We start from the raw sequence: 26,052 nt of genomic DNA on the forward strand, positions 1-26,052 counted from the left end.
GAACCGGCCGAACTGTGGCCGTTACTGCTCCGGGACGCGGAGTTCGACCGCTGCCCCCTGGCCGTAACCGACGCACATCGTCGAGAGGCCGAGCCCGCCACCCCGGCGCTCGAGTTCGTGGATCAGCGACACCGGCAGGCGAGCGCCCGAGGCCCCCAGCGGGTGGCCGATGGCGATGGCGCCGCCGTTGACGTTGAAGGTCTCGTCGTCGAAACCGAGTTCGTCACGGCAGTAGATCGTCTGGCTGGCGAAGGCCTCGTTGAGTTCCACGAGGTCGTAGTCGTCGGCGTCGCGGCCGTTTCGCTCCCAGATGCCCCGCACCGCGGGGACGGGGCCGATTCCCATGACCTTCGGATCGACGCCGGCGACGTTGTGATCCTCGATTTCGGCGGTGATCTCGAGGCCCCGCTCCTCGGCGAACTCGCGGCTCGTGATGAGCACGCCCGCCGCGCCGTCGGAGACCTGCGAGGCGTTGGCGGCGGTGACGGTGCCGTCTTCCTCGAAGGCCGGCGGGAGGTCGGCGATCTTCTCCTTCGTGGTACCGGGCCGGAGTCCTTCGTCTTCGGTGATGGTACCATCCTCGGTTTCGATGGGGACGATCTCGTCGTCGAACTTCCCCGCCTCAGTGGCCTCGACCGCGCGCTGTTGGCTGCGCGCGCCGTACGCGTCCTGTTCCTCGCGGGAGATGTCGTACTCGCGGGCGACCTTCTCGGCGGTCTGGCCCATCGCGAGGCCGGCCGCGTCGTACTGTTCGGCGATGCCCGCGTAGGAGTCGATCCCCTTCCGGCGCTCGTTGCGGGACATGTTCTCGACGCCGCCGGCGACGATGACCTCGCGCTGGCCCGCCCGGATGGCGTCGCTGGCGCTCATGATCGCCTCCGCCGAGGAGGCACAGAGCCGGTCGATGGTGGTTCCCGGCACCCCCTCGCCGAGATCGGAGAGCAGGGCGATCACCCGCGCGATGTTGTTGCTCTGCTCGTTGACCTGCTTGGCACAGCCCCAGCGGATGTCGTCGACGTCCTCGCCGGCGAGGCCCGTGCGCTCGAGCATCTCGTTTACGAGCGGGACCGAAAGCTCCTCGCTCCCGGTCTCGGCGTAGACGCCGCCGTGTTTCCCCTGTGGAGTCCGAACTGCCTGCACGATGACTGGCTGTCGATCGCTCATTGGTACTGTGTAACTCACGCTCCGAACCCAAAGTAGCTCCGTTCTTCGTCATTCGACCGCCCATCGGTGGTTCAGTCACCACTTCGGGAGGGACTGGACTCGTGTCCGGCACAGCGTGGATACGTCGCGGTGGCGCGCGCTGTCGATCGTCCTGAGCGACAGCGAAGGAGGATCGATGACATTGCGCGAGGGATGAGCGAGTGACCACAGTGAACGAGCGAATCGGCTGGGGAGGACGTGGAAATCCTAGTCGCCAGCAGTTTTTCTTGCTCGTGAGTTAGCAATACCCAGAAAGCCCCGAGCGTCTCGAGTCGGGGGGCTCGCTGTGCTCCTCGGTTCGCTCCCGTTGGTCGCTCACCTGCGGTGCTTGCTCTGCGAGACGCTTCGCGTCTCGCTGCCCCCTCGCTCACTTCGTTCGCGAGGATGTCGCCCGCCTTCCTCGAGACGTTCGCCCCTTTCAGTCCCACCCGTTCCACGCCCTCGTCCTCCCCAGCCGACTCACTCGCTGCGCTCGTTCGTCCCTCGCACGGCGGTATCGATCGCCCTTCGTTGTCGCTCAGGGACGATCGACAGCGCGCGCCACGTGGACTGATTCGACTGCTGCGCAGCGGCCCTCGGATCGCCACCGTATTCGTACGGTTCGAGCAGTTTGTCCGAACGGGAACGCTTTTGATAGTTTCCCCTGTGACTACACGTATGCAAGTCACGGTTCTCGGAGCGGGGAGTATGGGCCACGGAATCGCACAGGTCTCGGCGATGGCGGGCAACGACGTCGTGCTGCGCGACATCGAGGAGGAGTTCGTCGAGGACGGCCTCGAGGGGATCCGAACCAACCTCCAGGGCGGCGTCGATCGGGACAAACTCACCGAAGACGAGATGGAGGAGACCCTCGAGCGAATCGAGGGGACGACCGACCTCGAGGCGGCCGTCGCGGACGCCGACCTCGTGATCGAAGCCGTTCCGGAGGACATGGATCTGAAGCAGGAGGTCTTCGCAGACGTCGAAGCGGCGACCGGCGAGGAGACGGTCATCGCCTCGAACACCTCCTCGCTGTCGGTGACGGAGATGGCCAGCGCGCTCGAGCACCCCGAGCGCGCCGTCGGGCTGCACTTCTTCAACCCGCCCCACATCATGGACCTCGTCGAGATCGTGATCGCCGAGCAGACCGACGAGCGCACCGAAGCGTTCGCGGTCGACTACGTCCGGGACATCGGCAAGGAGGACGTCGTCGTCCGCGACACGGCCGGCTTCGCGACCTCCCGGCTGGGGCTGGCGCTAGGCCTCGAGGCGATTCGGATGGTCGAGCAGGGCGTCGCCAGCCCCGCCGACATCGACGAGGGGATGGAGATCGGCTACGGCCATCCGATGGGCCCGATCGAACTAACCGACCACGTCGGGCTGGACGTCCGCCTCCACATCGCGGAACACCTTCGCGAGGAACTGGGCGAGCGGTTCAAGCCGCCCCAGTCCCTGCGCCGGAAGGTCCGCGCGGGCAATCTCGGCAAGAAGACCGGCGAGGGCTACTACGTCTGGGAGGACGGCGAGCGCGTCGGGATGAGCGGCGACTGGGGCGAGGACTGACCGACGCGGACGACCGGTCGGCAGAAATATCAGATTTTAGTAGTAAACTCGTTACTATCGAAAATTAGATATTATCACGAGTTTCGGTATCCGCTCGACGACCGAGCGGCTCTCGTGTGGATATCGGCGGCTACTGCCGACGAACTGCGGATCACTGTCGTCGAGACTACTTCTCGAGCACGAAACACCCCTAGAAGGGCCGAAAGAAGCTATATTTCCCATAATTGGCCCGTTCATCCCTCTCTCATCCACAGTTATTGTGTCGGTGATGTGTGTGGAGTAGAGACAGTATACGAGTTAGAGTGGACGCTGTCGTATCGAATCGATCTCGAGCGAGTCCCGCGGTTCCGCGCCTCGGGAATCGTCGACTGCTCTCGTGTGCTACGTTGTCCCAACTAGTTAGGGATAGCGCTCGTTCTACTGGTCTGCGTACAGGTACGCGCCGTCCGACGGGCGGACGGCGACCCGGGGGCGCACCTGCGAACACGACACGGGGCACGACCACTCGATCACCACCAGTTCGAACACCTCACGCGATCGGCAGGGGTCGCCTCTCTGCCGACCCCCGGTCCGCACGGTTCTCGACGATCGGACGTCGTCCAGACCCGCGAGGTCGGGTTCGGCAATGCCGACGCTTTTGGCCGCTCCTGCGGAAGGGGGCAGTATGTCACTGGAGCCGAGCGGCGACCCGGCCGCCGACCGCCGTGCGAACTACGACTACCGGAGCGACGAGGTGGATCGCCCGGCGCTGGTCGACGACCTCGAGGCCGTCGTCGACTGCGAGGTCCGCGCGGACTCCTACTCGCGGGAACTGTACGCGACCGACGCGAGCGCCTACGAGGTGACACCGATCGCGGTCGCCTTCCCGCAGTCGACGGCCGACGTCGTCGCCATCGTCGAGTACTGCGCGCAGCGGGAGATTCCGGTGCTCCCCCGCGGCGGCGGAACGAGCCTCGCGGGGCAGACGGTCAACCGCGCCGTCGTGCTGGATTTCTCCCGGCACATGAACGAGATCCGTGAGATCGATCCCGACGAACGAACGGCGACGGTCCAGCCCGGGACGATTCTCGGGACGCTGAACGAGACCCTCGCGCCCCACGACCTGAAGTTCGCCCCGGACCCGGCGTGGGGGGACAAGAGCGCGATCGGCGGCGCGATCGGCAACAACTCGACGGGCGCCCACTCGCTGAAGTACGGGAAGACCGACGCGTACGTCGAGGAAGTCGAGGCCGTCCTCGCCGACGGGACCGTGACGACCTTCGGCGAGGTCACCCGCGAGGAGATCGCCGATAGGGCCGACCCCGACGGCGACCTCGAGGCCCGGATCCACGCCGAAGTCGACCGCATCCTCGAGGAGGACGCCGACCTGATCGCGGAGACGTATCCCGACCTGAAGCGAAACGTCTCGGGATACAACCTCGACCGACTCGTCGCCGAGGCCCGCGGCGAGGAATTGCCGGGCGGTGAAGACACGGGCGAACCGGGCACCGTCAACCTCGCGCGCCTGCTGGCGGGCAGCGAGGGGACCCTGGCCATCGTCACCGAGGCGACCGTCTCGCTCGAGCCCGTTCCCGAGACGAAGGCCGTCGCCCTCCTCTGTTATCCGGAACTCCACGACGCGATGCGGGACGTCGAACCGATCCTCGCCCACGACCCCGCCGCGGTCGAAGTGCTCGACGACGTGCTGATCGACCTCGCGCGCGATACGGCGGAGTTCGGCCCCGTCACCGAGATGCTCCCCGAGGGGACCAACGCCACGCTACTGGTCGAGTTCTACGCCGAGGATACCGACCACGGGAGGGAGCAGGTCGCCGGGCTGTTCGCCGACCGCGTCCCCTCGGCGACCCCCGCCGGCGAACCGGCCGCGGACGCGCCGCGTGCGGACGACGCGGAAACACTCGCGCTCGAGGCGCTCGAGGCTTACGACGCGGACGAGCGCGCCCAGCTGTGGAAGCTCCGCAAGTCCGGCCTCCCGATCCTGCTCTCGCGGACGACCGACGAGAAACACATCAGCTTCATCGAGGACACCGCGATCCCGCCCGAACATCTGCCGGAGTTCGTCGAACGCTTCGAGGAGATCCTCGAGGATCACGACACCTACGCCACCTTCTACGCCCACGCGGGCCCCGGCGTGCTCCACGTCCGGCCGCTCGTGAACACGAAGACGGAGATCGGGCTGGACCAGTTACACGGTATCGCGGACGACGTCACCGACCTCGTCGTGGATCTGGGCGGCTCGGTGTCGGGCGAACACGGCGACGGCCGCGCCCGCACCCAGTGGAATCACAAGCTCTACGGCGACGAGCTCTGGGAGACCTTCCAGGACCTGAAGACCGCGTTCGACCCCGACTGGCTGCTGAATCCGGGGCAGGTCGTCTTCCGGGAAGACGACCCCACCGACCTTCGCGAGCACCTGCGCTTTGACCCCGACTACGCGTTCGAATCCGACTTCGAGCCCGAACTCCGCTGGGAGAACGACAACGGCTTCCAGGGGATGGTCGAACTCTGTCACGGCTGTGGCGGCTGTCGCGGCGAGCAGGAGACGACCGGCGGCGTGATGTGCCCGACCTTCCGCGCCAGCCGCGAGGAGATCACGGCCACCCGCGGCCGGGCGAACGCGCTCCGGCAGGCCATGAGCGGCGACCTCGAGTCCGAGGAGGCGTTTACCGACGAGTTCATCGAGGAGGTCCTCGGGCTCTGTATCGGCTGCAAGGGCTGCGCCATCGACTGTCCCAGCGAGGTCGACATGGCGAAGCTCAAGGCCGAAGTGACCCACGAGTACCACCAGCGCAACGGCGCGACGCTGCGCGATCGGCTGTTCGCCAACGTCGCGACCCTCTCGAAGTGGGGCTCGCGCCTCGCGCCGTTGTCGAACACCGCGTCGAAGCTCCCGGGCGCTCGCTCGCTCCTCGAGGCCACCGTCGGGATCGACTCGAGTCGGCCGCTGCCGACGTTCCGCGCGAACACGTTCCGGGACTGGTTCGCACACCGCGGCGGGTCGCAGGTCGCTGAGCGCGAGGCCGACCGGCGCGCCGTCCTCTACCCCGACACCTACACCAACCACAGCCACCTCGCAGCCGGGAAAGCCGCCGTCCGCGCGCTCGAGGCCGCGAACGTCCACGTCACCGTGCCCGACGAACTCGGCGACACGGGTCGGCCGGCGTTCTCGAAGGGCTTCCTCGAGCAGGCCCGCGAGACCGCCCGCGAGAACGTCTCGAAACTCGCGGCGCTCGTCGACGAGGGCCGGGATATCGTCGTCATCGAGCCCTCGGACGCGGTCATGTTCCAACTGGACTACCTGGACCTGCTCACCGGTGAGCAGGTCCAGCAGGTCGCGGGATCGACCTACGGCGTCTGCGAGTACATCGATACGTTCCGGCTGGACGAGACGATGGCGTTCGACGAGCGCGCGGCGACCGACGCGCTGACCTACCACGGCCACTGTCACCAGAAGGCGACGCGAAAGGACCACCACGCCGTCGGCGTCCTGCGGCGGGCGGGGTACGCCGTCGACCCGCTCGACTCGGGCTGTTGCGGGATGGCCGGCAGTTTCGGCTACGAGGCCGAACACGCCTCGATGAGCGACGCCATCGCCGACATCCTCTACGAACAGGTCGACGAGAGCGAGGGCGACCGCGTCGTCGCCCCCGGCGCCTCGTGTCGGACCCAACTCGAGGGGCGGCCCGGCGCGACCGAGGAACCGCCGACGCCGATCGAACTGGTGGCGGCCGCGCTCGAGTGAGTGGGCGGTGCCGCTCGAGCGGGTGTCGGCGCCACGCGAGTGATCGACCGTAGCCGAGCGGTGCTCGAAAACGTCGGTATCGCCGGTCGAACCCGTCTCATCCGCTACTCCGTCAACTGTTTCGCGAGGGTGAAGGAGAACGTCGCGCCCTCGCCGGGTTCGGACTCGACCCAGATGGACCCGCCGTGATTCTCGACGATTTCTTGGCACAGCGAGAGCCCGATCCCGGTTCCCGGATACTCGTCCTCGTGATGCAGTCGCTTGAAGACCTCGAAGATCCGGTCGGTCTTTTCCGGGTCGATGCCGATGCCGTCGTCGGCCACCGCGAACTCCCAGCAGTCGGGGCGCTCTTCGACGCTGATCTCGATCGCTGGCGGGTCGTCGCCGCTGTACTTGATCGCGTTCGAGACGAGGTTACCGAACAGTTGCTCGAGTTGCTCGCGATCGGCCGTCACGGTCGGCAGTGCGTCGACGGTGAGCGTCGCGCCGCTCTCCTCGATCTGCATCCGCAGGTTCTCGGTGACCCGTTCGATGACGGCGTCTCCGTCGACCGGTTCGAACTCCTCGCCGGACTGCTCGACCCGCGAAAACGCGAGGAGATCGTCGACCATCAGCCGCATCCGGTCGGCGCCGTCGACCGCGAACTCGATGTAGTCCGTCGCGTCCTCGTCGAGTTCGTCCGCGTATCGGTTCTCGAGGAGCTGGAGGTAGCTGGAGATCATCCGCAGCGGCTCTTGGAGGTCGTGGCTGGCGGCGTAGGCGAACTGCTGGAGCCGATCGTTCGACTGTTTCAACTGCTCGATCGTCCGCTCGAGTTCGGCCTCGCGCTCGACCTGTTCGGTGACGTCTCGCGTCAGCGCCACGTGGACGGTCGTTCCGTCGGGGCGGTGCAGCGGCGCCGCGTGCGACTCCATGTGCCGTCGCGTGCCGTCCAGTCCGACGACGTCGAACTCGAGGGTCTCCCGTTCACCCCCACAGATCCGCTCGTTGAACTCGCGGAACGACTCGCGGTGTTCGGGGGCGATCAGGTCGTAGACGCATTCGCCGACCACGGCGGACTCGGACTCGGCTTCCACCATCTCCAGCCCGGCGGGGTTCATCTGCAACAGCGTGCCGTCGGCGCCGACGGTCTTGATGCACTCGGGGGTCGTTTCGACGAGCGCACTCAGGTGCTCCGTGCGCTCGCGGAGGTCCCGCTCGCGCTGGCGGCGCTCGAGTTCGTACTTCACCCACTGTCCCATCGACTGCAGGAACGCGCGCTCGTCGTCCGAGAAGCCGACGTCCCTCGGCTCGGAGGTAACGAAGAAGAACGTCCGGTCGGTACCGCCGTCGATTTCGACGTACGTGCCGAGATACGCGCGGATGCCGAACTCCCGATAGACGGTGACGTCGTCGTACCCTTCCTCGCGGGGGTCCGATACGCTCCCGGCCGACTTGATTTCGGTGGCGGCAGTGCAGTAGGTCTCGGACAGCGGCAGTTCGACGCCGGGCTCGAAATGCTCGTGGTCGTCGCTGACGCGCTCGACCTCGAACCAGTCGTCGGCCGTATCGACGCGCGCCATCGCACCGAGTTCGAGGTCGAACCGCTCACGCCCCAGTTCGAACAGCGCCTGCAGTTTCTCCTCGAACGTCCGATCCGTGTCGGCGATGATCTCGGTCTGCTCCCGCTCGAACCGCTGGCGCTCCTCCAGGTCCGCTTTCGCATCGGTCTGCTCGCGGAGCGTCCCCAGCATGCGGTCGACCTCGTGAGCGGGCCGGTCGGGGCCGAGGAACTCGGAGGGCGGCGTATAGTAGGCGTTCCGGCTCACCCTGTCGCCGTGCATCAGGTGGGGATGGGTGTTGATGACGTCGCGAATCACTTCCGGCGAGAATCGCTCGCGGTTGTACTGACAGAGCGCCATCCCGTCGGCGTCTTGAAAGAGGTAGTTCGCCTTGCTCTCACAGATCAGGAGGTCGTCGGCGTCGGGATCGTCGCCGAGAATAAAGCTCATCTCGCCGGTCACGCGGAGCGCGTCGTACTCCTCGTTCGCTTCGGCGATGGCGTCCTCGAGAAACGCGAGCGTATCCGCCGGGTCGAACGACCCGGTCCGGAGATAGGTCTCCTGTTCGTCGTGAATGGATAGGGCGCCCGATTCGAGGGCGTCGTCCACGTCGATTCCGCGCTTCCGCATCGCGTCGGTCACCGTTTCTCGAGAGTTCTCGTGGGTGATGTAGACGCACCGCTCCCCGCGCTCGAGTCCCTGGCGGATGTAGGGGACAACCGCCGCGAACTGTTCGTCGCGGCTCTCGTAGACGAGTGCGAGATGATCGTTCCCGTGCTCGTGATCGTCGAGCGACTCGACGGGCCCGCGAAACGCCGAGCACTGACGCAGCGCGTCGAGTCCGGTCTCTCCGACCGACCGGCTGCGCCGCGTATCGCCCTGGGCCTGTTGACTCATTGCTGCGGGCTAGTCGTGCCGGACGGTTAAACGTGGTGCGGCTGGCACCGCCACGGACGGCCGTCGAAAAACGCGCGACTCGAGTTCAGCGCCCGACCAGGTCCTCGTAGCGCGCCCCGGTCTGTTTCAGCGTTGCCGTCGAGTAGAGCCGCTCGTGGTCGACGGGGAGATATTCCGCGGCCAGTTCGTCGATCTTCGCGTCGACGGCGTCGGCGTCGCGGCCGTGAATCATCGTGAACAGATTGTACGGCCACGCCTGCGCGGGCCGGCGAGGTCGATGGTAGCAGAGCGTGACGGAGGGCAAACCGCCCGCGCGCTCGCCCCACTCGTCGAGGCGGTCGTCGGGCACGTCCCAGACGACCATGCAGTTCGCGTCGAAGCCGGTGACGACGTGGTTGACGACGCAGCCGATGCGTTTGATACAGCCGGTCTCGAGCAGTCGTTCGACGCCTTCGAGGACGTCCGCGACGTCGACGTCGTCCCCGAGCCGAGCCGCGATATCGCGGTATGGCGTCCGCGAGAGCGCAAACCCGTCCTGAATCGCCAGCAGGAGGTCGGCATCGAACGCCGAGAGGTCGCCGGCGGCCTCCTGGCTGACGCGGGTCGCCGAGGCGTCCGTGCCCGCGTCGAGGCTCGCAGGTTCATCGTTGTCTCGCGGCCTCGCCGCTTGACTGTTCGCGGAACATTGTTCCACGCTACCCGTCGAGTCCGCTGAGCGTGGCGCGCTCTCCCGCGCGAAGCGGTCCGCGTTGACCACGGGGAACTCGAGGTCGATGTAGTAATCGGTCCGCATCGGCAGGTTCAGCACCGCACAGCCGGTTCGCTCCTCGATTTCGGCGAGGATCTCGTCGCGCCGTTCCCGGGAGCCGGCGGTGACGACGAACCACATGTTCCACTCGTGGTCGCGGGCGTAGTTGTGGTTGACCTGCCGGTACTCGTTGACGACCGCCGCGACCTCCTCGAAGCGGTCCGCAGGCGCGCGGACGGCCGCGAGCGTCGACGAGCCGATCACCGGCGGATTGAGGACGGCGCCGAACCGGCGGACGATCCCCGACTCGTGGAGTCGGCGAACGCGCTCGAGGGCCTCGTCCTCGCCGACGCCAAGCGCATCGCCGATGCGGCAGAAGGGGCGTTCCGTGACGGGGACGCCGCTCTGGAAGCCGTCGACGATGGCGGCGTCGACGTCGTCGAGCCCCGCACGCCAGTCCCCCGAGGGGGTGCTCATTGGTGGGCCTAGGGAGAACGGGACCGTATTGCTTTCGGGTCGTGACGGTTTGCGGGACCGTTTCCGACGACTGTCGCCGTCTCCGGGACCGACCCGGTCCGGTACGTATCCGAAGCGCTGACCGTCTCTCTCGCATGATGATTGAAACGGTTATTATCGTGGTGGACGTTACCAGTAGTCATGAGGCTGGCCGAACCCGACGCCATCGCGGACGACGACCGAACGCGGATCTACGACTACGTGGAGGCACAGGGCGCCGTCGACAGGGACCGGGTCAGACGGGAGCTGTTCCCGGCCGACCCGCCCGGTGACCCGCAGCACTCCCGGGCGTTCCGGCACAGCGTGGCGATCCTCAAGCGCGACGGCTACCTCGAGGAGGAGGACGACGGTACCCTTCGCATCGCCATCGACGTCGACGAGGGCCGCGAGGAGTTCGCGACCGACGACGCCGACGTCACGATCAGACCCGCTAGACAGGAGGACCTCTCGGGGATCGTCGGCGCGATGCGACAGGTCGTCGCGGAGCTGACCTCCATCGAGGCCGAGTCCGTCGCGGACGAACTCGACCACGAGGACGCGCTGCTCCGCCACAACGAGTACGAGTCCCGGATGTTCTTCGTCGCGACCGTCGACGGCGACGTCGTCGGCTGGGCCCACCTCCACCTGCCGAACCTCGAGAAACTCCGCCACACCGCGGAACTGACCGTCGGCGTCCTCGAGGGCTATCGCGGAATGGGGGTCGGCAGCGAGTTGCTCGACCGCGCCCTCGAGTGGGCCCGCTCGACGGATCACGAGAAAGTCTACCAGAGCGTCCCGTCGACCAACGAGCGGGCGATCGAATTCTTCGAGGACCGCGGCTGGATCGTCGAGGCCGTCCGGGAGGCCCACTACAAACTCGACGAGGAGTACATCGACGAGGTGATGATGGCGACGGAGCTGTGACGGTTCGACCGACGTGAGTCGGCGATATCGTTCGAACTTGGTGGCCGTCGAGACTGGACGAATGCGCCGTTCGACGGCCGACGCACTCCCGATTACGGGGGGTTTTTGCGGGTCGCCTCCCAACGAACGCGTATGGCGAATGCATCCCAGACGTTCGGCGAGTGGCCGCTCAAGCGGCTGCTGACGGAGGTCGTCGGCTCCGGTCCCAAATCGGCCGACGACATGAGTTCCGAGCAGGCACGCGAGGCGATGCAGCGGATCTTCGCGGGCGAACCGGACGAAACGACCCTCGGCGCGTTCTGGCTGGCCAACCGCTGGAAGCGCAACATCCCCGAGGAATTGGCGGCGTACGCCGACGTCATGCGCGAGGAGTCGGTCGTGACCGCCGAACCCGACGCCGACCCGGTCGACTGCGGGGCCAACTACGACGGCAAGCACACCTCCGCCGTCCTCGGCGTCGGCGCCGGCATCGTCGCCGCCGCCGCGGGCACGCCGATCGTCGTCCACTCCGGCGATCGCGTCCCCACCCAGAAGGCGACGGCGTACAAACACGTCCTCGACGAACTCGGCGTCAGAACCGACCTCGAACCCGCCGAGAGCGCCGACATGGTCGACGAGACCGGCTTCGGCTTCTACTACCAGCCCGCGTTCAACCCCGGCGTCCACGACCTGCTCGAGCGACGCGATCAGATGGGTGTGCGCACGTTCGTCAACACGATCGAGACCGTCGCCAACCCCGCGAACGCCGACGTCCACCTCGGCTCGTTCTACCACCTCGCGTTCGCGAAGAAGCTGACCGACCTCATCCGGAACAGCGACCACCTCGACTACTCTCGAGCCATCTTCTTCCAGGGGATGGAAGGCTACGACGACATCCGCCCCGGTTACACGAAGGTCGCGGAATGGAGTGAGGGTGAGGATCTCGAGGACTACGAGATCGAGACCGCCGAGTACGGCATGGAGATGGAGAGCGAGGACCTCGCAGTCGACGACGTCGCCGCCGACTCGGCGTCGATCACCGAGGCCGTGCTGGCCGGGGAGCGCGACGACCACTTCGCCGACGCCATCGCGCTCAACGGCGCGTTCCGGATGTACGCCCGCGAGGACGTGAACAGTCTCGAGGAAGGACTCGAAACGGCCCGCGACGTCATCGCCGACGGCAGCGCCGGAGCGGTGCTCGACGAATTGCGAGCGTTCTGAACGGCGCCGGCCGGTGTCACCGCCCGACGGTCGCCCGATCCTCACTGTCCGGAACGGGTGACTACTTTCTTGTGTGACGCCGTAGCCCCGACGCGTATGGACGCGGGCCTCGCGACGACTGCGCTCGAGCGACTCCGGTCGAACGGAGCGACGGGACTGCTCGCCGACGCGCGGGACTTCCTCTCGTGGAAAACGCAGCGGGTCGGCCGCTACTACGCGCGGGCCCTCCGCTCGCGGCTGTCGGGCCGTCCCCATCCGTGGCGACCGATCGAGGTGCCGGCCCGTTCGATCGAGTGGACGATGAAGCGCGAACCGGTCCACGGCGGGGCTGACGTCGTGCGGTTCCACAACCGCCGCCACGCCGGCGCGGTCGTCGGCGGCGACTGGGACCGCCTCCTCTCGGTGCGGTTCGAGGAGATGCCCAAGTACCGGGCCGTCGCGGCGCGCTTCGAGGACGGCGTCCCCTGGGAGGAGACCGACATCTTCGCGGAACTCGCCGAGACGATCGCGGAACGCGGCCGGTTCGACGGCTGCGAGAGCCGCGCGGACCTCCGCGAGCGATACCGAGAGATCGACGAACTCTACGAGCGCATCCGGGAAGCGGGGTACCGGGGCCCCGACGAACTGGGCGGCCCGCTGGGCGTCGAGTCGCGACTGGACCTTCCGACCGTCAACGTCGGCCGCGACGGCCGACTCGTCTCCGCGCAGGGCGGCGGCTACCACCGGATCTCGATCGCGAAACTCCTCGACCTCGAGATTCCCGTTCGGGTCGTCGTCCGCCACGCGGAGTGGCAGGAAATCCGCGAGACCGTCGCGGCGGCGGAGTCGATCGTCGACGTTCCCGCCGACTACCGCCAGCATCTCGACCACCCGGACCTGCGGGCGGTCCGACCCGAACCCGAGCGAGCGGACCGCGTCGGCACGTTCGGCGATGACGATGCGTGCGGCGCGACCGACATCGGCACGTCCGACACCGGCACATCCGACACCGGCGCGTCCGACGGCAGTCGACTCGAAGAGCCGGCGGACGACTGAGCGTGCGGCACTCTCGAGATCGTCGGCCTCGAGCGAATCATCGAGTGAGACGGCGATTACGCTCGAGTCCGGTTTCGACCGACAGCGATACCAGTCGTTCGCTTACCGGGCGTCAAATGTTATCTCTGTTTTCTCAGACGACCACTTTCGTAAACAGTGGGGGCGTTCTACGCCAAAATAATGAACGAACTTATGTAATGGCCGTTCGATACCGCGAGTATGCGATTGGAAGACAAAACGGTCGTTATCACCGGTGCGGGTGCGGGGATCGGTCGCGAAACGGCTCGACTGTGCGCCGACGAGGGCGCGCGCGTCATCGTTACGGACGTCGACGTCGAGGGTGGCGAGGAAACCGTCGACCTGATCGAGGACGCCGGCGGCGAGGCGGAGTTCGCCGAACTCGACGTCACCGACAGCGAGCGGGTCCACACCGTCGTCGACGAGGTCGCTGAGGAGTACGGGCTCGACGTGATGATCAACAACGCCGGCACCGGTCACCCCGGCGGCCCGCTCGAGGAGCTGGACGACGAGGTCCGCGACTTCGTGGTCGATATCAACGTCAACGGCGTCTGGAACGGCTGTTCCGCCGCCCTGCCACACATGAAGGAGCAGGGACACGGCTCGATCGTCAACGTCGGCTCGCTGGCGAGCATTCTCGGCCTCCCGAAACAGGCCGCCTACTCGACGACCAAAGCCGCCGTGTTGAACATGACCCGGACGATCGCCGCCGAGGCCGGCCCCCACGGCGTCCGCGCCAACGCCGTCTGTCCCGGTTTCACGGAGACCCAGATGTTAGACGAGTACCTCGAGAAACGGGACGATCCGGAGCAAGCGCAGAAGGCGATGGCCGAACAGTACCCGCTCAAACGCCTCGGGAAACCCGACGAAATCGCGAACGCGATCCTGTTCCTCGCCAGCGACGAGGCCTCGTTCGTCACCGGCCACGGACTGGTCGTCGACGGCGGCTTCTCGGCCTGAGGACTGGACTCGGGAATCGCCCGGGGCCGAAACCGAAATCGTTTTTTCCACCGCCAGTAGTTTCTATCTACTAACACGTCCGTTCGGCGGACGACGGTCCCTATGACACTCGCTCCAGCACTCGCCGACGTCGGAAGCACCCTCGAGGGCGCGACCGGCGTCGGTCGATACCTCCTCGTGTTCGTCCTCGCGATGATTCCGGCGATCGAACCGTTCATCGTCATCCCGGTCGCGATCGGCCTCGGACTCGATCCGATCGCGACGGGGGTCGCCGCCTTCGCCGGCAGCCTCACCGGCGTCGCGGCGATCGTCCTCGCACACCGGCGAGTCGCCGCCTGGTTGGCGAACCGACGGGGCGGCGACGACATCGACTCGAGCGATCGCTACGGTCGCGCGCGGCGGGTCTGGAAGCGATACGGGCTCGCCGTCTGGACGGTCGGGCTCGTCGCCGCCTCGACGCTCGGGTTCTCGTTGCTGGGACTCGTCTGAGCCGCGTCGGTCGTCACTCTCGAGTCGCGCCGGTCGTCACACCTCGCGGACTAACGCGACGCTCGCGAGCTGATCGCCCGCGGTCACCGTCGCCTCCCGCGTGAGCGCGTAGAGGATCCCGTCGCGATCCGCGACCGCCTCGTGGCGCGGCTCGTACGTCCGCGGATCGTACACCGTTCCGAGGGGCGTTCCTTCGGTGACCGACTGCCCGACCTCGAGCGACGGCTCCGGGCGGAACAGTCCCGATTCCTCGGCGGTGACCTGTCCGAGGTGGTTCCGGGCGACGGTCCCCTCGTGTTCGGGGGGCTCACCGGGGAGGAGCCCGAGATACCGGCAGACGCCGAGGAGACCGTCGACACCCTCCTCGACGGCGTACTCGAGGATCTGTTTGTTGTGGGCGAGTTCGGGCGTGATCGACGGGATCCCCTCCTCGGCGGCGACGACGCGGAGTTTCCCCGAAAAGCCCCGCCGGTGCCACTCGTCGGGGGCGTCCTCGTCGGCCTGTTCGGACAGCAACAGATCGGTGCCGAAGGCTTCGGCGAGCGCGCGCGAGCGCTCGTCGCCCTCGCGGTAGACGACGTGGGGGAGCATGTCGGGACTCCCCGTGTGGAGGTCGACGATGGCGTCGGCGCGGCGGATCTCCGCCCAGAGGCGCGCGGCCATCTGCTGGTGGAGACTGCCGTTCTCGTCGCCGGGCCAGATCCGGTTCATGTTCGGATTGACGCTGTCGAACTCCTCGGGCGTGATGTAGGAGACGAGGTCGAAGGTCAGCGGGTTCGCGACGGGCACGGTGACGATCGTCCCCGACAACTCCTCGAGCGGGAGTCGCTCGTGAAACCGCCGGAGCGTCTCGGTACCGTTGATCTCGCGACCGTGCTGGGCGGCCTGTACGTACAGCGTCGGACCGTCGTCGTCGCCGCGATACGTGTGGATCGTCGTCGTGAGTTCGACGCCCGAGGGCAGTCGCGCGAGCGTCACCTCCTCGGTCGTGTGCGTCCCGGTCATGGATGGCCCTTCCACGTCCGGCGGTATGTACCTGCGGCCGCTCCTCGCCGATGTCGCACGGCCACTACTATCGAACCTGTCGCGGTTGAAATCAGTCGTGGACGTATTCTGAAAGCTGTGCCGTGGTCTCCTCGACGATACCGTCCCTGATTCGGCCCTGATACCTCTTGATCAGATCCTCGTCGATCGAATTGATGTACCATGACATGATCGAACTCGATTGTGGAGCACCTCCTTTCACCCAATCGTCTGGACTCAGCGATATTCGCTCCTCATACCACGTTTTCGTCGTAAGTGAAAGTGCAATATACTGCTCTTCGTGAAACGGCGTCTCCTCGTCGCTAACGATGAGGAACGGCCGCCCGCTCGAGTCCTTCTTGAACGGATCGAGAGCGATGACGACGTCGCCACGCCCGTAACTCACCGCGAGTCGCCCTCGGCAGCGTGTGCTCGCCACTCCTCGATGTCTTCTTCCCCGTATCGTTCGTTCAGCGACTCCATGATCCGATGCATTTCGTACGCGTTGCGGACCGTCTCCATATCCCCGATCGCCCAGTAGTCGCCCTTGTGGCGAACGAGGTCTCGATCCTCGAGGCGGCTCAGAACCGTTCCGAGCGAATTCCGCTTGACGTCGACCCGATCCGCGATTTCGGAGGGCGTGTACGCTTTGTCGTCGTTTGCGGCGAGGAAGCGGATCACCTTCTCGGCGTTCGTGACCGACTGCAGATCGTCACTGGATCGTTCGTCGAAGGTCTCGATATCGATGGGCACGGGTGTTACTATCGTACACTAAGTCATAATAGTTATTCTGTAACCGATGTAATTTATCTCCGTATCGCGCGGATTTCGACCGATCACTCCGAGGGCATCTGGTGCCGACGGAAGCAGCGGCCCAGACCACTACCGTTTTCCGTCAGCCCGCCGTCGTCGGAGACATGGGAGACGTTACTGCCACTTTGCACACCAACAAGGGCGACATCGAAGTCGAACTCTACGACGAGCGCGCGCCGCGGACCGTCGACAATTTCGTCGGGCTCGCGACCGGCGGCAAGACCTGGGAGGACCCCGAGACGGGCGAGGAGGTCGAGGGCGAACCGCTGTACGACGACGTCGCCTTTCACCGCGTCATCGAGGACTTCATGATTCAGGGCGGCGACCCGACCGAAACCGGGCGCGGCGGCCCCGGCTACCAGTTCGACGACGAGTTCCACGACGATCTGCGCCACGACGACGCGGGCATCCTGAGCATGGCCAACTCCGGCCCCGACACCAACGGCTCGCAGTTCTTCATCACGCTCGACGCCCAGCCCCACCTCGACGGCCGCCACTCCGTCTTCGGGGAAGTGATCGACGGCATGGACGTCGTCCGCGAGATCGGGAGCGTCGACACCGGTCCGAACGACCAGCCGCGCGAGGAGGTCGTCCTCGAGTCGGTCGACGTCGACTACGAGTGATCCTCTCGTAGCCGTCGATCACGAGTAACGGCCGCGCCACCGACCCACTCCGAGGACGGCTGAATCGCCGGCATGACCCGCCGGAGACTGCTCCCTTCGGAGTGGCTCCCGACCAAGATGTTTTACCCGATGCGCTACTGTGTATCGGTGAATGGGATCGTCGTCCACCGACGCGGACCACCGCGCGCAGATTCGCCGACAGGAGGTCGTCACCGACCTCAGCCAGCAGGCCCTCGAGACGGAGGACCTCGAGGGATTGCTCGGGAACGCAGCGACGGCCGTCGCGGAGACGCTCGACGTCGAGTACTGTGCCGTCTTCGAGCGACGAGGTGACGGTACGGAGGCCGTACTGCGAGGGAGCGCCGGCCCGTCGACGGACCGCGTCGGGTCGGCGACCGTCAGTACGGATCGGCCCTCGCTGGCGGGAGCCGCGCTTCGCGCCGAGGAGCCGGTCGTCGTCGACCGCAGCGACGAGTCGGGCGTTTCAGTCCCGGAACTGCTCGCCGATCGCGACGTCGACAGCGCCGTCGCCGTTCGCATCGGCCCGATCGACGATCCGTGGGGCGTCCTGAGCGCGTCCGCCGTCGAGAGCCGTTCGTTTTCCGGCGCCGACATCGACTTCCTCGAGCGCGTCGCGGACGTCCTCGGATCGGCGATCGAAAACGTCCGCACGCGGCGCGACCTCGAGCGAACCGAACGGCGGTTCGAGGCGATTTTCGAGGATCCCAACATTCTGGTGGGGCTGCTCGAGCCCGACGGAACCGTAGTCGACATCAACGGGACCGCCATGGAGTACATCGACGCCGACCTCGCGGACGTGACCGGCGAACTCTTCTGGGAGACGCCGTGGTGGGGCGAGGGCGACGACGTCCGGAACGACGTCAAGGAGTGGACGGAGCGGGCGGCGGCCGGCGAGTACGTCGAGTTCGAAACGGATCTCACTCGACCGGACGGCCAGCGGTACACGCTCGAGGGGGCGTTCCGCCCCGTGACCGACGACGCGGGCGAGGTCACGTCGGTCATCGTCTCGGATCGCGACGTCACCGAACGAACGGAACGCGAACGCGAACTCGAGGAGTCCGAGCAGCGCTACCGGACGCTGGTCGAACACTTCCCGAACGGCGCCGTCGCACTCGTCGACGAAGATCTGACCTACCGGACCGTCGGCGGGAGCCCGACGGACACGGCGGACGCCACGGCCGACGAGATCGAGGGGAAGCCGGTCGCCGAGGCCGTTCCGTCGGCGCTGGCGGACGAACTCGTTCCGCGCTACGAGGCCGCCCTCGAGGGCGATTCGAGCGCGTTCGAGACGACCATCGACGGGCGCGTCTTCGACATCCACGTCGTCCCGGTTCGCGACGACGACGGCGAGGTGTTCGCCGCGCTGGGGATGTCACAGGACGTCACCGAGCGCTACGAGTACGAGCGCCAGCTCGAGGAGTCCGAGCAGCGCTACCGGACGCTGATCGAACACTTCCCGAACGGTGCGGTCGGGCTGTTCGACGAAGACCTCCGGTATCAGATCGCCGGCGGCGCGGCCTTCGACGAGATCGGGGCCTCCGCGGAGGACGTCGTCGGAAAGACCCTCTGGGATCGGTATTCGCCGGAACAGGCCGAGCAGTTGGAGCCCCGGTTCCGGGCCGCGCTCGATGGCGAAACGAACGCCTTCGAGATGACGTTTCACGGCCGGGAGTGGATGGCGTACACGCTTCCGGTCGCGGACGACGACGGCGAGATCTTCGGGGGCATGATCATGGTCCAGGAGATCACCGAGCGCAAGGAGCGCGAGCGGAAACTGCGCGAACGCGAGCGCCGCCTCGAACAGTACAAGGAGTACGTCGACGCGATCCTCGACGCCATCGACGACGTGTTCTACGTCGTCGGCGAGGACGGATCGCTACGGCGGTGGAACCGGAGCGTGACCGAGGTGACCGGCTACACGGACGAAGAAATCGACGCGATAGCGACGACGGAGCTCTTTACGGCCGACGATCAGGAGGCCGTCGTCGACGCGGTTCTGGACGGGTTCGAGACCGGGTCGGTCAGTGCGGAACTGGAGCTCCGAACCAAGGACGGCGACGTGATCCCCTTCGAGTTCAACGCTTCGACGCTCGAGGACCCCTGGGGCAACACTGTGCTGGCCGGGATCGGCCGCGACGTCAGCGATCGAGTCGAGCGCGAGAAACACCTCGAGCGCTACGAGACGATCGTCGAGGTGGTCGACGACGGGGTCTACGTCGTCGACGCGGACGGTCACTTCACGATGGTCAACGAGACCTACGCGTCGATGCTCGGCTACGAGCCGGCGGAACTCGTCGGCGAGCACGTCTCGCGGATCGTCGCCGACGCGGCCGTCCTCGAGCGAGTCGGCGAACTCGAGGCGACCGCGGACAGCGACGACGAGTGGCCGACGATGGAGGCCGAACTCCGGACGGCCGACGGCGACACGATTCCCGTCGAAGCGAACTTCGCATTGTTGCCCGAAGACGACAGCGACTGGCACCGAGTCGGCGTCGCCCGGGACATCAGCGAGCGGAAGAAGCGAGAGCGCCAACTCGAGGAGTCAGAGCGCCGCTACCGGACGCTCGTCGAAAACTTCCCCGCCGGCGCGGTGGGGCTGTACGACGAGAATCTCGAGTACATCGTCGTCGGCGGCGAGGCGTTCGACGACCTCGAGATCTCGGAAGACGAGGTCGCCGGTGCGACCCTCGAGGAGCGGTATCCGGACGATCTCGTCGCGGAGATCGAACCGCACTTCCGAGCCGCCCTCGAGGGCGAGGCGAACACGTTCGAGTACCAGGCCCACGGACGGGACGTCTGGGCTCACACTCTCCCCGTTCGAAACGAGGACGACGAGATCTTCGCGGGCATGGTCATGGTCCAGGACGTCACGGAGCGCCGGGAGTACGAGCGCAAACTCGAGGAGTCCAACGAGCGCCTCGAGCGGTTCGCCTACGCCGCCTCCCACGACCTGCAGGAACCGCTGCGGATGGTCACGAGCTACCTCACGCTGCTCGAGAACCGGTACGCCGACGCTTTCGACGAGGACGGTCGGGAGTTCCTCGAGTTCGCGGTCGACGGCGCCGACCGGATGCGCGAGATGATCGACGGCTTGCTGGAGTACTCCCGAGTCGAGACCCGTGGCGACCCGTTCGAGCCGATGGATCTGAACGCCGTGCTCGAGGACGTTCTGGCGGATCTGCGGGTACGGATCGAGGAGACCGACGCCGAGGTCACGATCGAGGACCTCCCCCGCGTCGAGGGCGACGCCAGTCAGGTGCGGCAGGTGTTCCAGAACCTGTTGAGCAACGCGCTCACGTACAGCGGCGACGACCCGCCGCGGGTGCACGTCGGTGCCGAGCGATGCGAGGCGCCACGCGCCTCGGAACGAAGCGGCAACGCCGCGGAGAACGGTGGCGAGGAGTGGGTGCTCTCGGTCGAAGACGAGGGGGTCGGGATCGACCCCGAGGATCAGGATCGCGTCTTCACGATCTTCGATCGCCTCCACAGCCGCGAGGAGTACGCCGGCACCGGGATCGGGCTGGCGCTGTGCGAGCGGATCGTCGAGCGCCACGGCGGCGAGATCTGGGTCGAGTCCGAACCCGGCGAGGGGTCGACGTTCTTCCTGACGCTGCCGGCTCCGGGAGACGAGTAGGACCCCCGAACCGCCGAGAACCGGCGAATCCGACGGCGATCCCATCCGTTTACTCCCGCGAGTCCGTCCCGAGCGTATGGGCTGGACTGCCGAAGACGTCCCCGATCAGCACGGACGGACGGTCGTCGTCACGGGCGCCAACAGCGGCATCGGTCTCGAGGCGAGCCGCGAACTCGCGCGCAACGGCGCGACGGTGATCATGGCCTGCCGGAGCACCGAGCGCGGCGAGGACGCGGCCGACGAGATCCGAGAGGAGGTCCCCGACGCCGACCTCCGGGTCGAGGCGTGCGATCTGGCCGACCTCGACTCCGTTCGCGCGTTCGCCGACCGCCTCGCGGACGAGTCGATCGACGTCCTGCTCAACAACGCCGGCGTGATGGCGATCCCGCGCTCGGAGACCGCGGACGGGTTCGAGACCCAGTTCGGCGTCAACCACCTCGGCCACTTCGCGCTCACTGGACTGCTGCTCGAGAATCTCACGACCGACGAGGGCGACCCGGCGCGGGTCGTCACCGTCTCGAGCGGCGTCCACGAGCGCGGCGAGATCGACTTCGGCGACCTCCAGGGCGAGGAGTCCTACGACGAGTGGGACGCCTACGCCCAGTCGAAGCTGGCGAACGTGCTGTTCGCCTACGAACTCGAGCGGCGGTTCCTCACCGCCGAACTGAACGCCGAGAGCACGGCCGTCCATCCGGGTTACGCGAACACGCAGTTGCAGTTCCGCGGGCCCGAACAGCGGGAGAGTCGGCTTCGAATGGCGGCGATGAAGCTGCTGAACGCCGTGGTCGCCCAGTCGGCCGAGATGGGCGCGCTGCCGACGCTGTACGCCGCGACGTCGTCCGAGGCTGAGGGCGGCGCCTACTACGGTCCCGGCGGACTCGCGAACATGCGCGGCGCGCCCGAACGCCAGGCCTCCTCCGATCGCTCCTACGACGAGGAGACGGCGCGCCGACTGTGGTCGGTCTCGAGCGAGCTGACCGACGTAACGTACGATCTCCCGGAACCGAAGGCGGACGCGTCGGCGTCGACGTGAGTTCGGGCCGACGGCCGGTATCGCGGCGACCGTAACGCGAAAGGCGCCGCGGCCGAATCGTCGCGTAATGAGCGACGACGGTATCCAGCGTGCGAGCGACGTCGGGTCGTCCGACGCGCCCCCGGTCGAGGAGAAGCCCTACAAGATCGTCTTCGAGGCGAACAAGTGCTTCGGCGCGGGCAAGTGCGCCGAGGTCAGCGATAACTGGGAGATGTCCATCGTCTCGGGCATGGCCCAGCCCAACGAGTACTTCTTCGGCGAGGAGGACCTCGAGCACAACGTCCGCGCCGCGGAGGTTTGCCCGGCGAAGAAAGACGACGGCTGTATCCACGTCGTCGACCGCCGAACCGACGAGGAGATCGCCCCCGATCCCCACGGTGACGGCACGCTGAGCGTCGATTGGTAGCGATCCGGGAACGGGACCACGACCGAACGCACACCGAATCCCACATTTCGGGTGGGACGCTATCCTCGAGAATCCCCGGTCGCAACTGGGGACGTGCCACGTCTCATCGGCCCGAACATCGAAACGCACATTCCGGGGGGACGACTATCCTCGAATGCACTTCTCGCGAGGGTAGCCAAGCAGGCCAACGGCGGTGGGCTTAAGACCCGCTCCCGTAGGGGTCCGAGGGTTCAAATCCCTTCCCTCGCACTCGTCACGAACAGCCGTGAGTGACGAGTGTGAAGACGTGGGATTTGAATGAGACCGAGGTTCTGCGAGCACCGCGAGCAGGTTCTCGGGCGTTGTTCAAATCCCTTCCCTCGCCTCGTGCCGACCCGTTCCCCCCGGTCGATGCACTCCCGCGGTCCCTGCTGGTCGCCGTCGTCGTGACCCTACTCGTCTTCTGGAGCTAGAATCGTTGGTCTCGAGGTTCAGCGACCGGACTCCGGAAGCCGTGCGTTCGGCATCACGAACCCGGCGCCGAGATACACGACGCCGGCCGCGCCGAGCGCTGCGAGGAGGCCGACGGGACGTCCCATCTCGAGGAGCCCCGACGCGAACAACGCGATGCCCGCGGCGGAGAGCGCGTAGCCTGCGGCGAATCGGTGGAAGCTCCGGAGGTGTCCGGGGTCGTCGGCCGGTTCCAGATCCGCGAGTTTACCGTCCTCTCCCCGCGCCATCGACAGCGGATGGAACCAGTAGATGCCGATACCGACCATGAGACCGGCGATTCCGCCGATCGCGAGGTCGTCGAAGACGACGTAGCCGATCGCCGTGAAGACGACGACGTCCATCGCGCCCGCGGCTGCGCCGATCCGTCTCGGCGTGAGCGGTCCGTCTTCGAACGAGTCCGTCTTGGTGGCGTCGGTTTCGCGTGCAGACTCCATACTCGACGTATGATTCGAGACGAATATATATCTAACCATCACTTAGGGGGTGAAAGTATGGGGTGGCGTATTGATCGCGGAGGTCCACGGATTCTGCCGCGGGAGGCGGTCGACGGTGAGCGGATACGCCACTCCGTTCGACTCGCACTCGAGCGATGCTGCGCTGGCACAGTACCGGACGGTTCGTCTCTCGAGGCCGGGCCGATACCTGTGCCAACCTCGCCAATCGCCGTGACGCAACGCATTTTGTAATTCAGATATCACGTACGACTAATGACCGACCGAACGACCTGGACCGTGGATCACCGCGGACTCGCGCGGTTCCCGCTCCGCGTCGCGGTGACGCTCGTCGGCATGCCGTGGTCGGTACTGCTCGCGTTCTTCGTCGTCGCTCCCCTCGCCGTCACCGGAATCGTCGTCGCCGTCGGCCAACCCGCCCTCCGGTTCGCCGCCGTCGCGTGGGTCGTCGCCATCTTGTTCGTCTGGTTCACGTCCGCCGGCGCCGCGCGGACGGAGTACGCGCTCGACCCCGACGCTCGCCGACTCGAGATCGAGCAGGTCGGCGTCGAGACCGACCACCCGTTGCTCTCCGCGCTCGGCGCGACCCCGACGATCGACCTCGAGCGTGTCGACTCGGTCGGCGCGATCTCGCTCCCCGGAACGACCGTCGTCACCGTTTCCTCCCCTGGCGTGAACCTCTCGGAACCGACGGCGTTCGAGGTCCACGACGCGGACCGGGAACGCGTTCGGGCCGCGCTCGAGGCCGCCGGACTGGCGCTTCCGACCGGCGCCGACGGAACGCTCGCCGACCGCCGCAGCCAGTACGCCCGCGGCGCGGTGATCGTCGTCGGTCTCGGGGTGACGGTCGTCGGGCCCGGATTCGCGCTCGGCTATCACGCGATACGGGGACCGCTGGCGTCTGATCTCGGTGCGATCGGGCTCGCCCTCGCCGGCCTGATCGGCGCCACTGCGGCGTCCAGACTGGCGTCGGTCCCGTCGTCTGACGAGGCCGACGGACTGGGCGCCGGCATCCTGATCCGTGCGAAACGACGGCTCGTCGTGCTCGTCGGCGTCGCCGCCGGGATGGGCGCGTACCTCGGCGCCGTGGTCGGACTGGCGTCGCTCGTCTCGTAGTCAGCGCTCGCTCCCGGGGAAGCGGATGTAGTCGGGCGGGACGTCGTCCGTCGTGTACGTCTCTCGGCCGCGTTTCGTGATCCGACGACCGTCCGCGAGCATCGCCGCGGCGTCGACGGCGAGAACGACGGGGGCGCTCGCGTGGCGCTCTCCCACCTGCCGGGCCGCCTCGCGCGTCCCGGAGAGGTGGACGTGTTGCCGGGACATCGGCTGCAGCCCCTCCTCGCGGATCGAGGACAGGTTCGCCGGTGCGGTGCCGTGGTACAGTTCGTCGGGCACATCCGAGGCGCAAAGCGCCTCGCTCTCGAGGTCGACGTCGACGGAGTGGCCGTACGACGCCCGCACGCGACCGTCGTCCGTCCCGTCTGACTCCTCGGCGGTCCGCTCGAACCGCCCCTTCGGATCGGTCGCGATCACCGCCGCGACGTGGCTCGGCTCCGCCCAGTCGTAGTTCCGCTCGACCGCGTCGACCAAGTTCTCGTACTCGACCCAGCCGCGTTCGTCGAGTTCGAGGCCGACATCCCCGGGGAAGTGTCGGAGCGCGCCGCTCACGAACGTCGAGAGCCTGCGCCGCCGATCGCCGGACAGCAGTCGCTCGCCGCGCGCGTCACAGATAGGACACCGACCGTCGGCGCTCGAGAACGGCCCGTGGTCCGTGCAGGTTCGAATCGGATTCGTCACGGTCGACTGGTCTCGCTCGAGCGAAAACAACTGCTCGGTACCTCCGTCCGTCAGTCGCCCGTTCGGAACGACAGATCCAGCGTCGGTGCCGAGTGGGTCAGCGACCCCATCGAGATCGCGTCGACGCCGGTCGCGGCGTAGTCGGCGACGGTCTCGAGCGTGATCCCGCCGCTGGCCTCCGCGAGGACGCCGTCGTAGTCGGCGAGCGACTCGACGGCCTCGCGAGTCTCCTGGGGGGTCATGTTATCGAGCAGGACGATATCCGCGCCCGCTTCGGCGGCCCGCGGCGCGTCGTCGACCGTCTCGACCTCGACGTCGAGTTTCGTCGCGAACGACGTTCGCTCCCGGAAGTGCTCGACCGCGCCCTCGAGCCCCATTTCGGCGATGTGGTTGTCCTTGACCATTACCATGTGCGAGAGGTCGAGCCGGTGGGTATCTCCCCCGCCCGCGACGACGGCGCGTTTCTCGAGACCCCGGAGGCCGGGGGTGGTCTTGCGGGTCGCGGCGATGCGGACGTCCTCCGATTCGGTGCGGGCTCGTTCGACCACCTCGTTCGTTCGCGTGGCGATTCCCGACGCGTGGCCGGCGAGGTTGACGGCGACGCGCTCGCCCCGCAGGACCTCGCGTGCGGCTCCGTCAACGCGGAGGACCTCGTCACCCGGTTCGATCGCAGTGCCGTCCTCGAGCCGCTCGCGGGTCTCGACGCCGAGGTAGTCGAAGACGCTCGTTGCTGCCTCGAGGCCGGCGACGACGCCCGATTTCGTGGCGACGAGTCGCCCCGTCGTCTCGCCGGGCACCTGATTCGTCACGTCGTGGTGGCCGACGTCCTCGTGGAGCCAGCGTTCGACCTGCGCGTCGGTGATCATACGGGCCTCTGCGAGCGCTCGGCAGAAAAACGACCCGTTTACCGCGCGTTCGAATCCGCCATCGCCAGCCGCCGTCGCCGCACTGTGACTCTCGGTCT

21 protein-coding genes and 1 tRNA gene are annotated in these 26,052 nt (G+C 67.0%); 13 read left to right on the forward strand and 9 right to left on the reverse strand.

Going from position 1 to position 26,052, the window contains the following annotated elements; genetic code table 11:
• Positions 1 to 21: 21 nt before the first annotated feature.
• A complete protein-coding gene (locus tag J0X25_RS28795; protein ID WP_207287319.1) occupies positions 22 to 1,164 on the reverse strand; it encodes a thiolase family protein in 1,143 nt (380 codons plus the stop codon).
• A gap of 696 nt (positions 1,165 to 1,860) precedes the next feature.
• Between J0X25_RS28795 and J0X25_RS28800 the strand changes: the two genes are divergently transcribed.
• Together J0X25_RS28800 and J0X25_RS28805 are read left to right on the forward strand one after the other, a co-directional pair.
• On the forward strand, positions 1,861 to 2,745 hold the full coding sequence (locus tag J0X25_RS28800) for a 3-hydroxyacyl-CoA dehydrogenase family protein (RefSeq protein ID WP_207287320.1): 885 nt from the start codon (positions 1,861 to 1,863) through the stop codon (positions 2,743 to 2,745).
• Positions 2,746 to 3,409: 664 nt separating this feature from the next.
• On the forward strand, positions 3,410 to 6,487 hold the full coding sequence (locus tag J0X25_RS28805) for an FAD-binding and (Fe-S)-binding domain-containing protein (protein ID WP_207287328.1): 3,078 nt from the start codon (positions 3,410 to 3,412) through the stop codon (positions 6,485 to 6,487).
• 104 nt (positions 6,488 to 6,591) lie between these two features.
• Here the strand turns inward: J0X25_RS28805 and J0X25_RS28810 are convergent, their stop codons facing one another.
• Positions 6,592 to 8,925: an MEDS domain-containing protein gene (locus J0X25_RS28810; RefSeq protein WP_207287330.1), complete on the reverse strand. Its 2,334-nt coding sequence runs from the start codon at positions 8,923 to 8,925 to the stop codon at positions 6,592 to 6,594.
• An 85-nt stretch (positions 8,926 to 9,010) separates the two neighbouring features.
• On the reverse strand, positions 9,011 to 10,150 hold the full coding sequence (gene ahbB, locus J0X25_RS28815) for a siroheme decarboxylase subunit beta (protein WP_207287332.1): 1,140 nt from the start codon (positions 10,148 to 10,150) through the stop codon (positions 9,011 to 9,013).
• A 180-nt stretch (positions 10,151 to 10,330) separates the two neighbouring features.
• Between ahbB and J0X25_RS28820 the strand changes: the two genes are divergently transcribed.
• From J0X25_RS28820 to J0X25_RS28840, 5 genes are all read left to right on the forward strand, one after another.
• On the forward strand, positions 10,331 to 11,092 hold the full coding sequence (locus J0X25_RS28820; RefSeq protein WP_207287334.1) for a GNAT family N-acetyltransferase: 762 nt from the start codon (positions 10,331 to 10,333) through the stop codon (positions 11,090 to 11,092).
• Between the two features lie 132 nt (positions 11,093 to 11,224).
• A complete protein-coding gene (locus J0X25_RS28825) occupies positions 11,225 to 12,292 on the forward strand; it encodes an anthranilate phosphoribosyltransferase (protein WP_207287336.1) in 1,068 nt (355 codons plus the stop codon).
• A gap of 96 nt (positions 12,293 to 12,388) precedes the next feature.
• Positions 12,389 to 13,327: a hypothetical protein gene (locus J0X25_RS28830; RefSeq protein WP_207287338.1), complete on the forward strand. Its 939-nt coding sequence runs from the start codon at positions 12,389 to 12,391 to the stop codon at positions 13,325 to 13,327.
• A gap of 219 nt (positions 13,328 to 13,546) precedes the next feature.
• Positions 13,547 to 14,305, forward strand: coding sequence for an SDR family NAD(P)-dependent oxidoreductase (locus J0X25_RS28835; RefSeq protein WP_207287339.1), 759 nt, complete (start codon positions 13,547 to 13,549; stop codon positions 14,303 to 14,305).
• Between the two features lie 102 nt (positions 14,306 to 14,407).
• Positions 14,408 to 14,794, forward strand: a complete 387-nt coding sequence (locus J0X25_RS28840) for a small multi-drug export protein (RefSeq protein WP_207287341.1) — start codon at positions 14,408 to 14,410, stop codon at positions 14,792 to 14,794.
• Positions 14,795 to 14,830: 36 nt separating this feature from the next.
• Here the strand turns inward: J0X25_RS28840 and J0X25_RS28845 are convergent, their stop codons facing one another.
• The 3 genes from J0X25_RS28845 to J0X25_RS28855 all read right to left on the reverse strand — a co-directional run bounded on the left by J0X25_RS28845 (position 14,831) and on the right by J0X25_RS28855 (position 16,570).
• Positions 14,831 to 15,799, reverse strand: a complete 969-nt coding sequence (locus J0X25_RS28845; RefSeq protein ID WP_207287342.1) for a succinylglutamate desuccinylase/aspartoacylase family protein — start codon at positions 15,797 to 15,799, stop codon at positions 14,831 to 14,833.
• 91 nt (positions 15,800 to 15,890) lie between these two features.
• On the reverse strand, positions 15,891 to 16,223 hold the full coding sequence (locus J0X25_RS28850) for a type II toxin-antitoxin system PemK/MazF family toxin (protein WP_207287350.1): 333 nt from the start codon (positions 16,221 to 16,223) through the stop codon (positions 15,891 to 15,893).
• Positions 16,220 to 16,570: a MarR family transcriptional regulator gene (locus J0X25_RS28855; protein WP_207287352.1), complete on the reverse strand. Its 351-nt coding sequence runs from the start codon at positions 16,568 to 16,570 to the stop codon at positions 16,220 to 16,222. Before J0X25_RS28855 ends, J0X25_RS28850 begins: the two co-directional genes overlap by 4 nt.
• Before the next feature lie 164 nt (positions 16,571 to 16,734).
• Between J0X25_RS28855 and J0X25_RS28860 the strand changes: the two genes are divergently transcribed.
• From J0X25_RS28860 to J0X25_RS28880, 5 genes are all read left to right on the forward strand, one after another.
• Complete coding sequence (locus tag J0X25_RS28860; protein ID WP_207287353.1) at positions 16,735 to 17,253, forward strand: peptidylprolyl isomerase; 519 nt, start codon at positions 16,735 to 16,737, stop codon at positions 17,251 to 17,253.
• A 151-nt stretch (positions 17,254 to 17,404) separates the two neighbouring features.
• Positions 17,405 to 20,908, forward strand: a complete 3,504-nt coding sequence (locus J0X25_RS28865; protein WP_207287355.1) for a PAS domain S-box protein — start codon at positions 17,405 to 17,407, stop codon at positions 20,906 to 20,908.
• A gap of 76 nt (positions 20,909 to 20,984) precedes the next feature.
• Positions 20,985 to 21,941 carry an oxidoreductase gene (locus tag J0X25_RS28870; RefSeq protein WP_207287357.1) on the forward strand — a complete coding sequence of 319 codons (957 nt, stop codon included), beginning with the start codon at positions 20,985 to 20,987 and terminating at the stop codon, positions 21,939 to 21,941.
• A 67-nt stretch (positions 21,942 to 22,008) separates the two neighbouring features.
• A complete protein-coding gene (locus tag J0X25_RS28875; protein WP_207287358.1) occupies positions 22,009 to 22,347 on the forward strand; it encodes a ferredoxin in 339 nt (112 codons plus the stop codon).
• Between the two features lie 165 nt (positions 22,348 to 22,512).
• Positions 22,513 to 22,596 (forward strand) — tRNA-Leu (locus J0X25_RS28880).
• Between the two features lie 221 nt (positions 22,597 to 22,817).
• Here J0X25_RS28880 and J0X25_RS28885 read toward each other — a convergent pair.
• Positions 22,818 to 23,273 carry a hypothetical protein gene (locus tag J0X25_RS28885; protein WP_207287360.1) on the reverse strand — a complete coding sequence of 152 codons (456 nt, stop codon included), beginning with the start codon at positions 23,271 to 23,273 and terminating at the stop codon, positions 22,818 to 22,820.
• Between the two features lie 273 nt (positions 23,274 to 23,546).
• On the opposite strand from J0X25_RS28885, the gene J0X25_RS28890 reads away from it, so the two are divergent.
• On the forward strand, positions 23,547 to 24,407 hold the full coding sequence (locus tag J0X25_RS28890; RefSeq protein WP_207287362.1) for a hypothetical protein: 861 nt from the start codon (positions 23,547 to 23,549) through the stop codon (positions 24,405 to 24,407).
• Here J0X25_RS28890 and J0X25_RS28895 read toward each other — a convergent pair whose 3' ends face one another.
• Together J0X25_RS28895 and nadC are read right to left on the reverse strand one after the other, a co-directional pair.
• Positions 24,408 to 25,088 (reverse strand): RNA 2'-phosphotransferase, encoded by a 681-nt coding sequence (locus J0X25_RS28895; RefSeq protein ID WP_207287364.1) that lies wholly within the window; start codon positions 25,086 to 25,088, stop codon positions 24,408 to 24,410. It abuts the gene before it with no gap.
• Positions 25,089 to 25,138: 50 nt separating this feature from the next.
• The gene (gene nadC, locus J0X25_RS28900; protein ID WP_207287365.1) at positions 25,139 to 25,954 is read right to left on the reverse strand and encodes a carboxylating nicotinate-nucleotide diphosphorylase; all 816 of its coding nucleotides are present in this window, start codon (positions 25,952 to 25,954) and stop codon (positions 25,139 to 25,141) included.
• Between the last annotated feature and the right edge of the window lie 98 nt (positions 25,955 to 26,052).

Source organism: Haloterrigena alkaliphila (assembly GCF_017352155.2).
Lineage (GTDB): Archaea > Halobacteriota > Halobacteria > Halobacteriales > Natrialbaceae > Haloterrigena > Haloterrigena alkaliphila.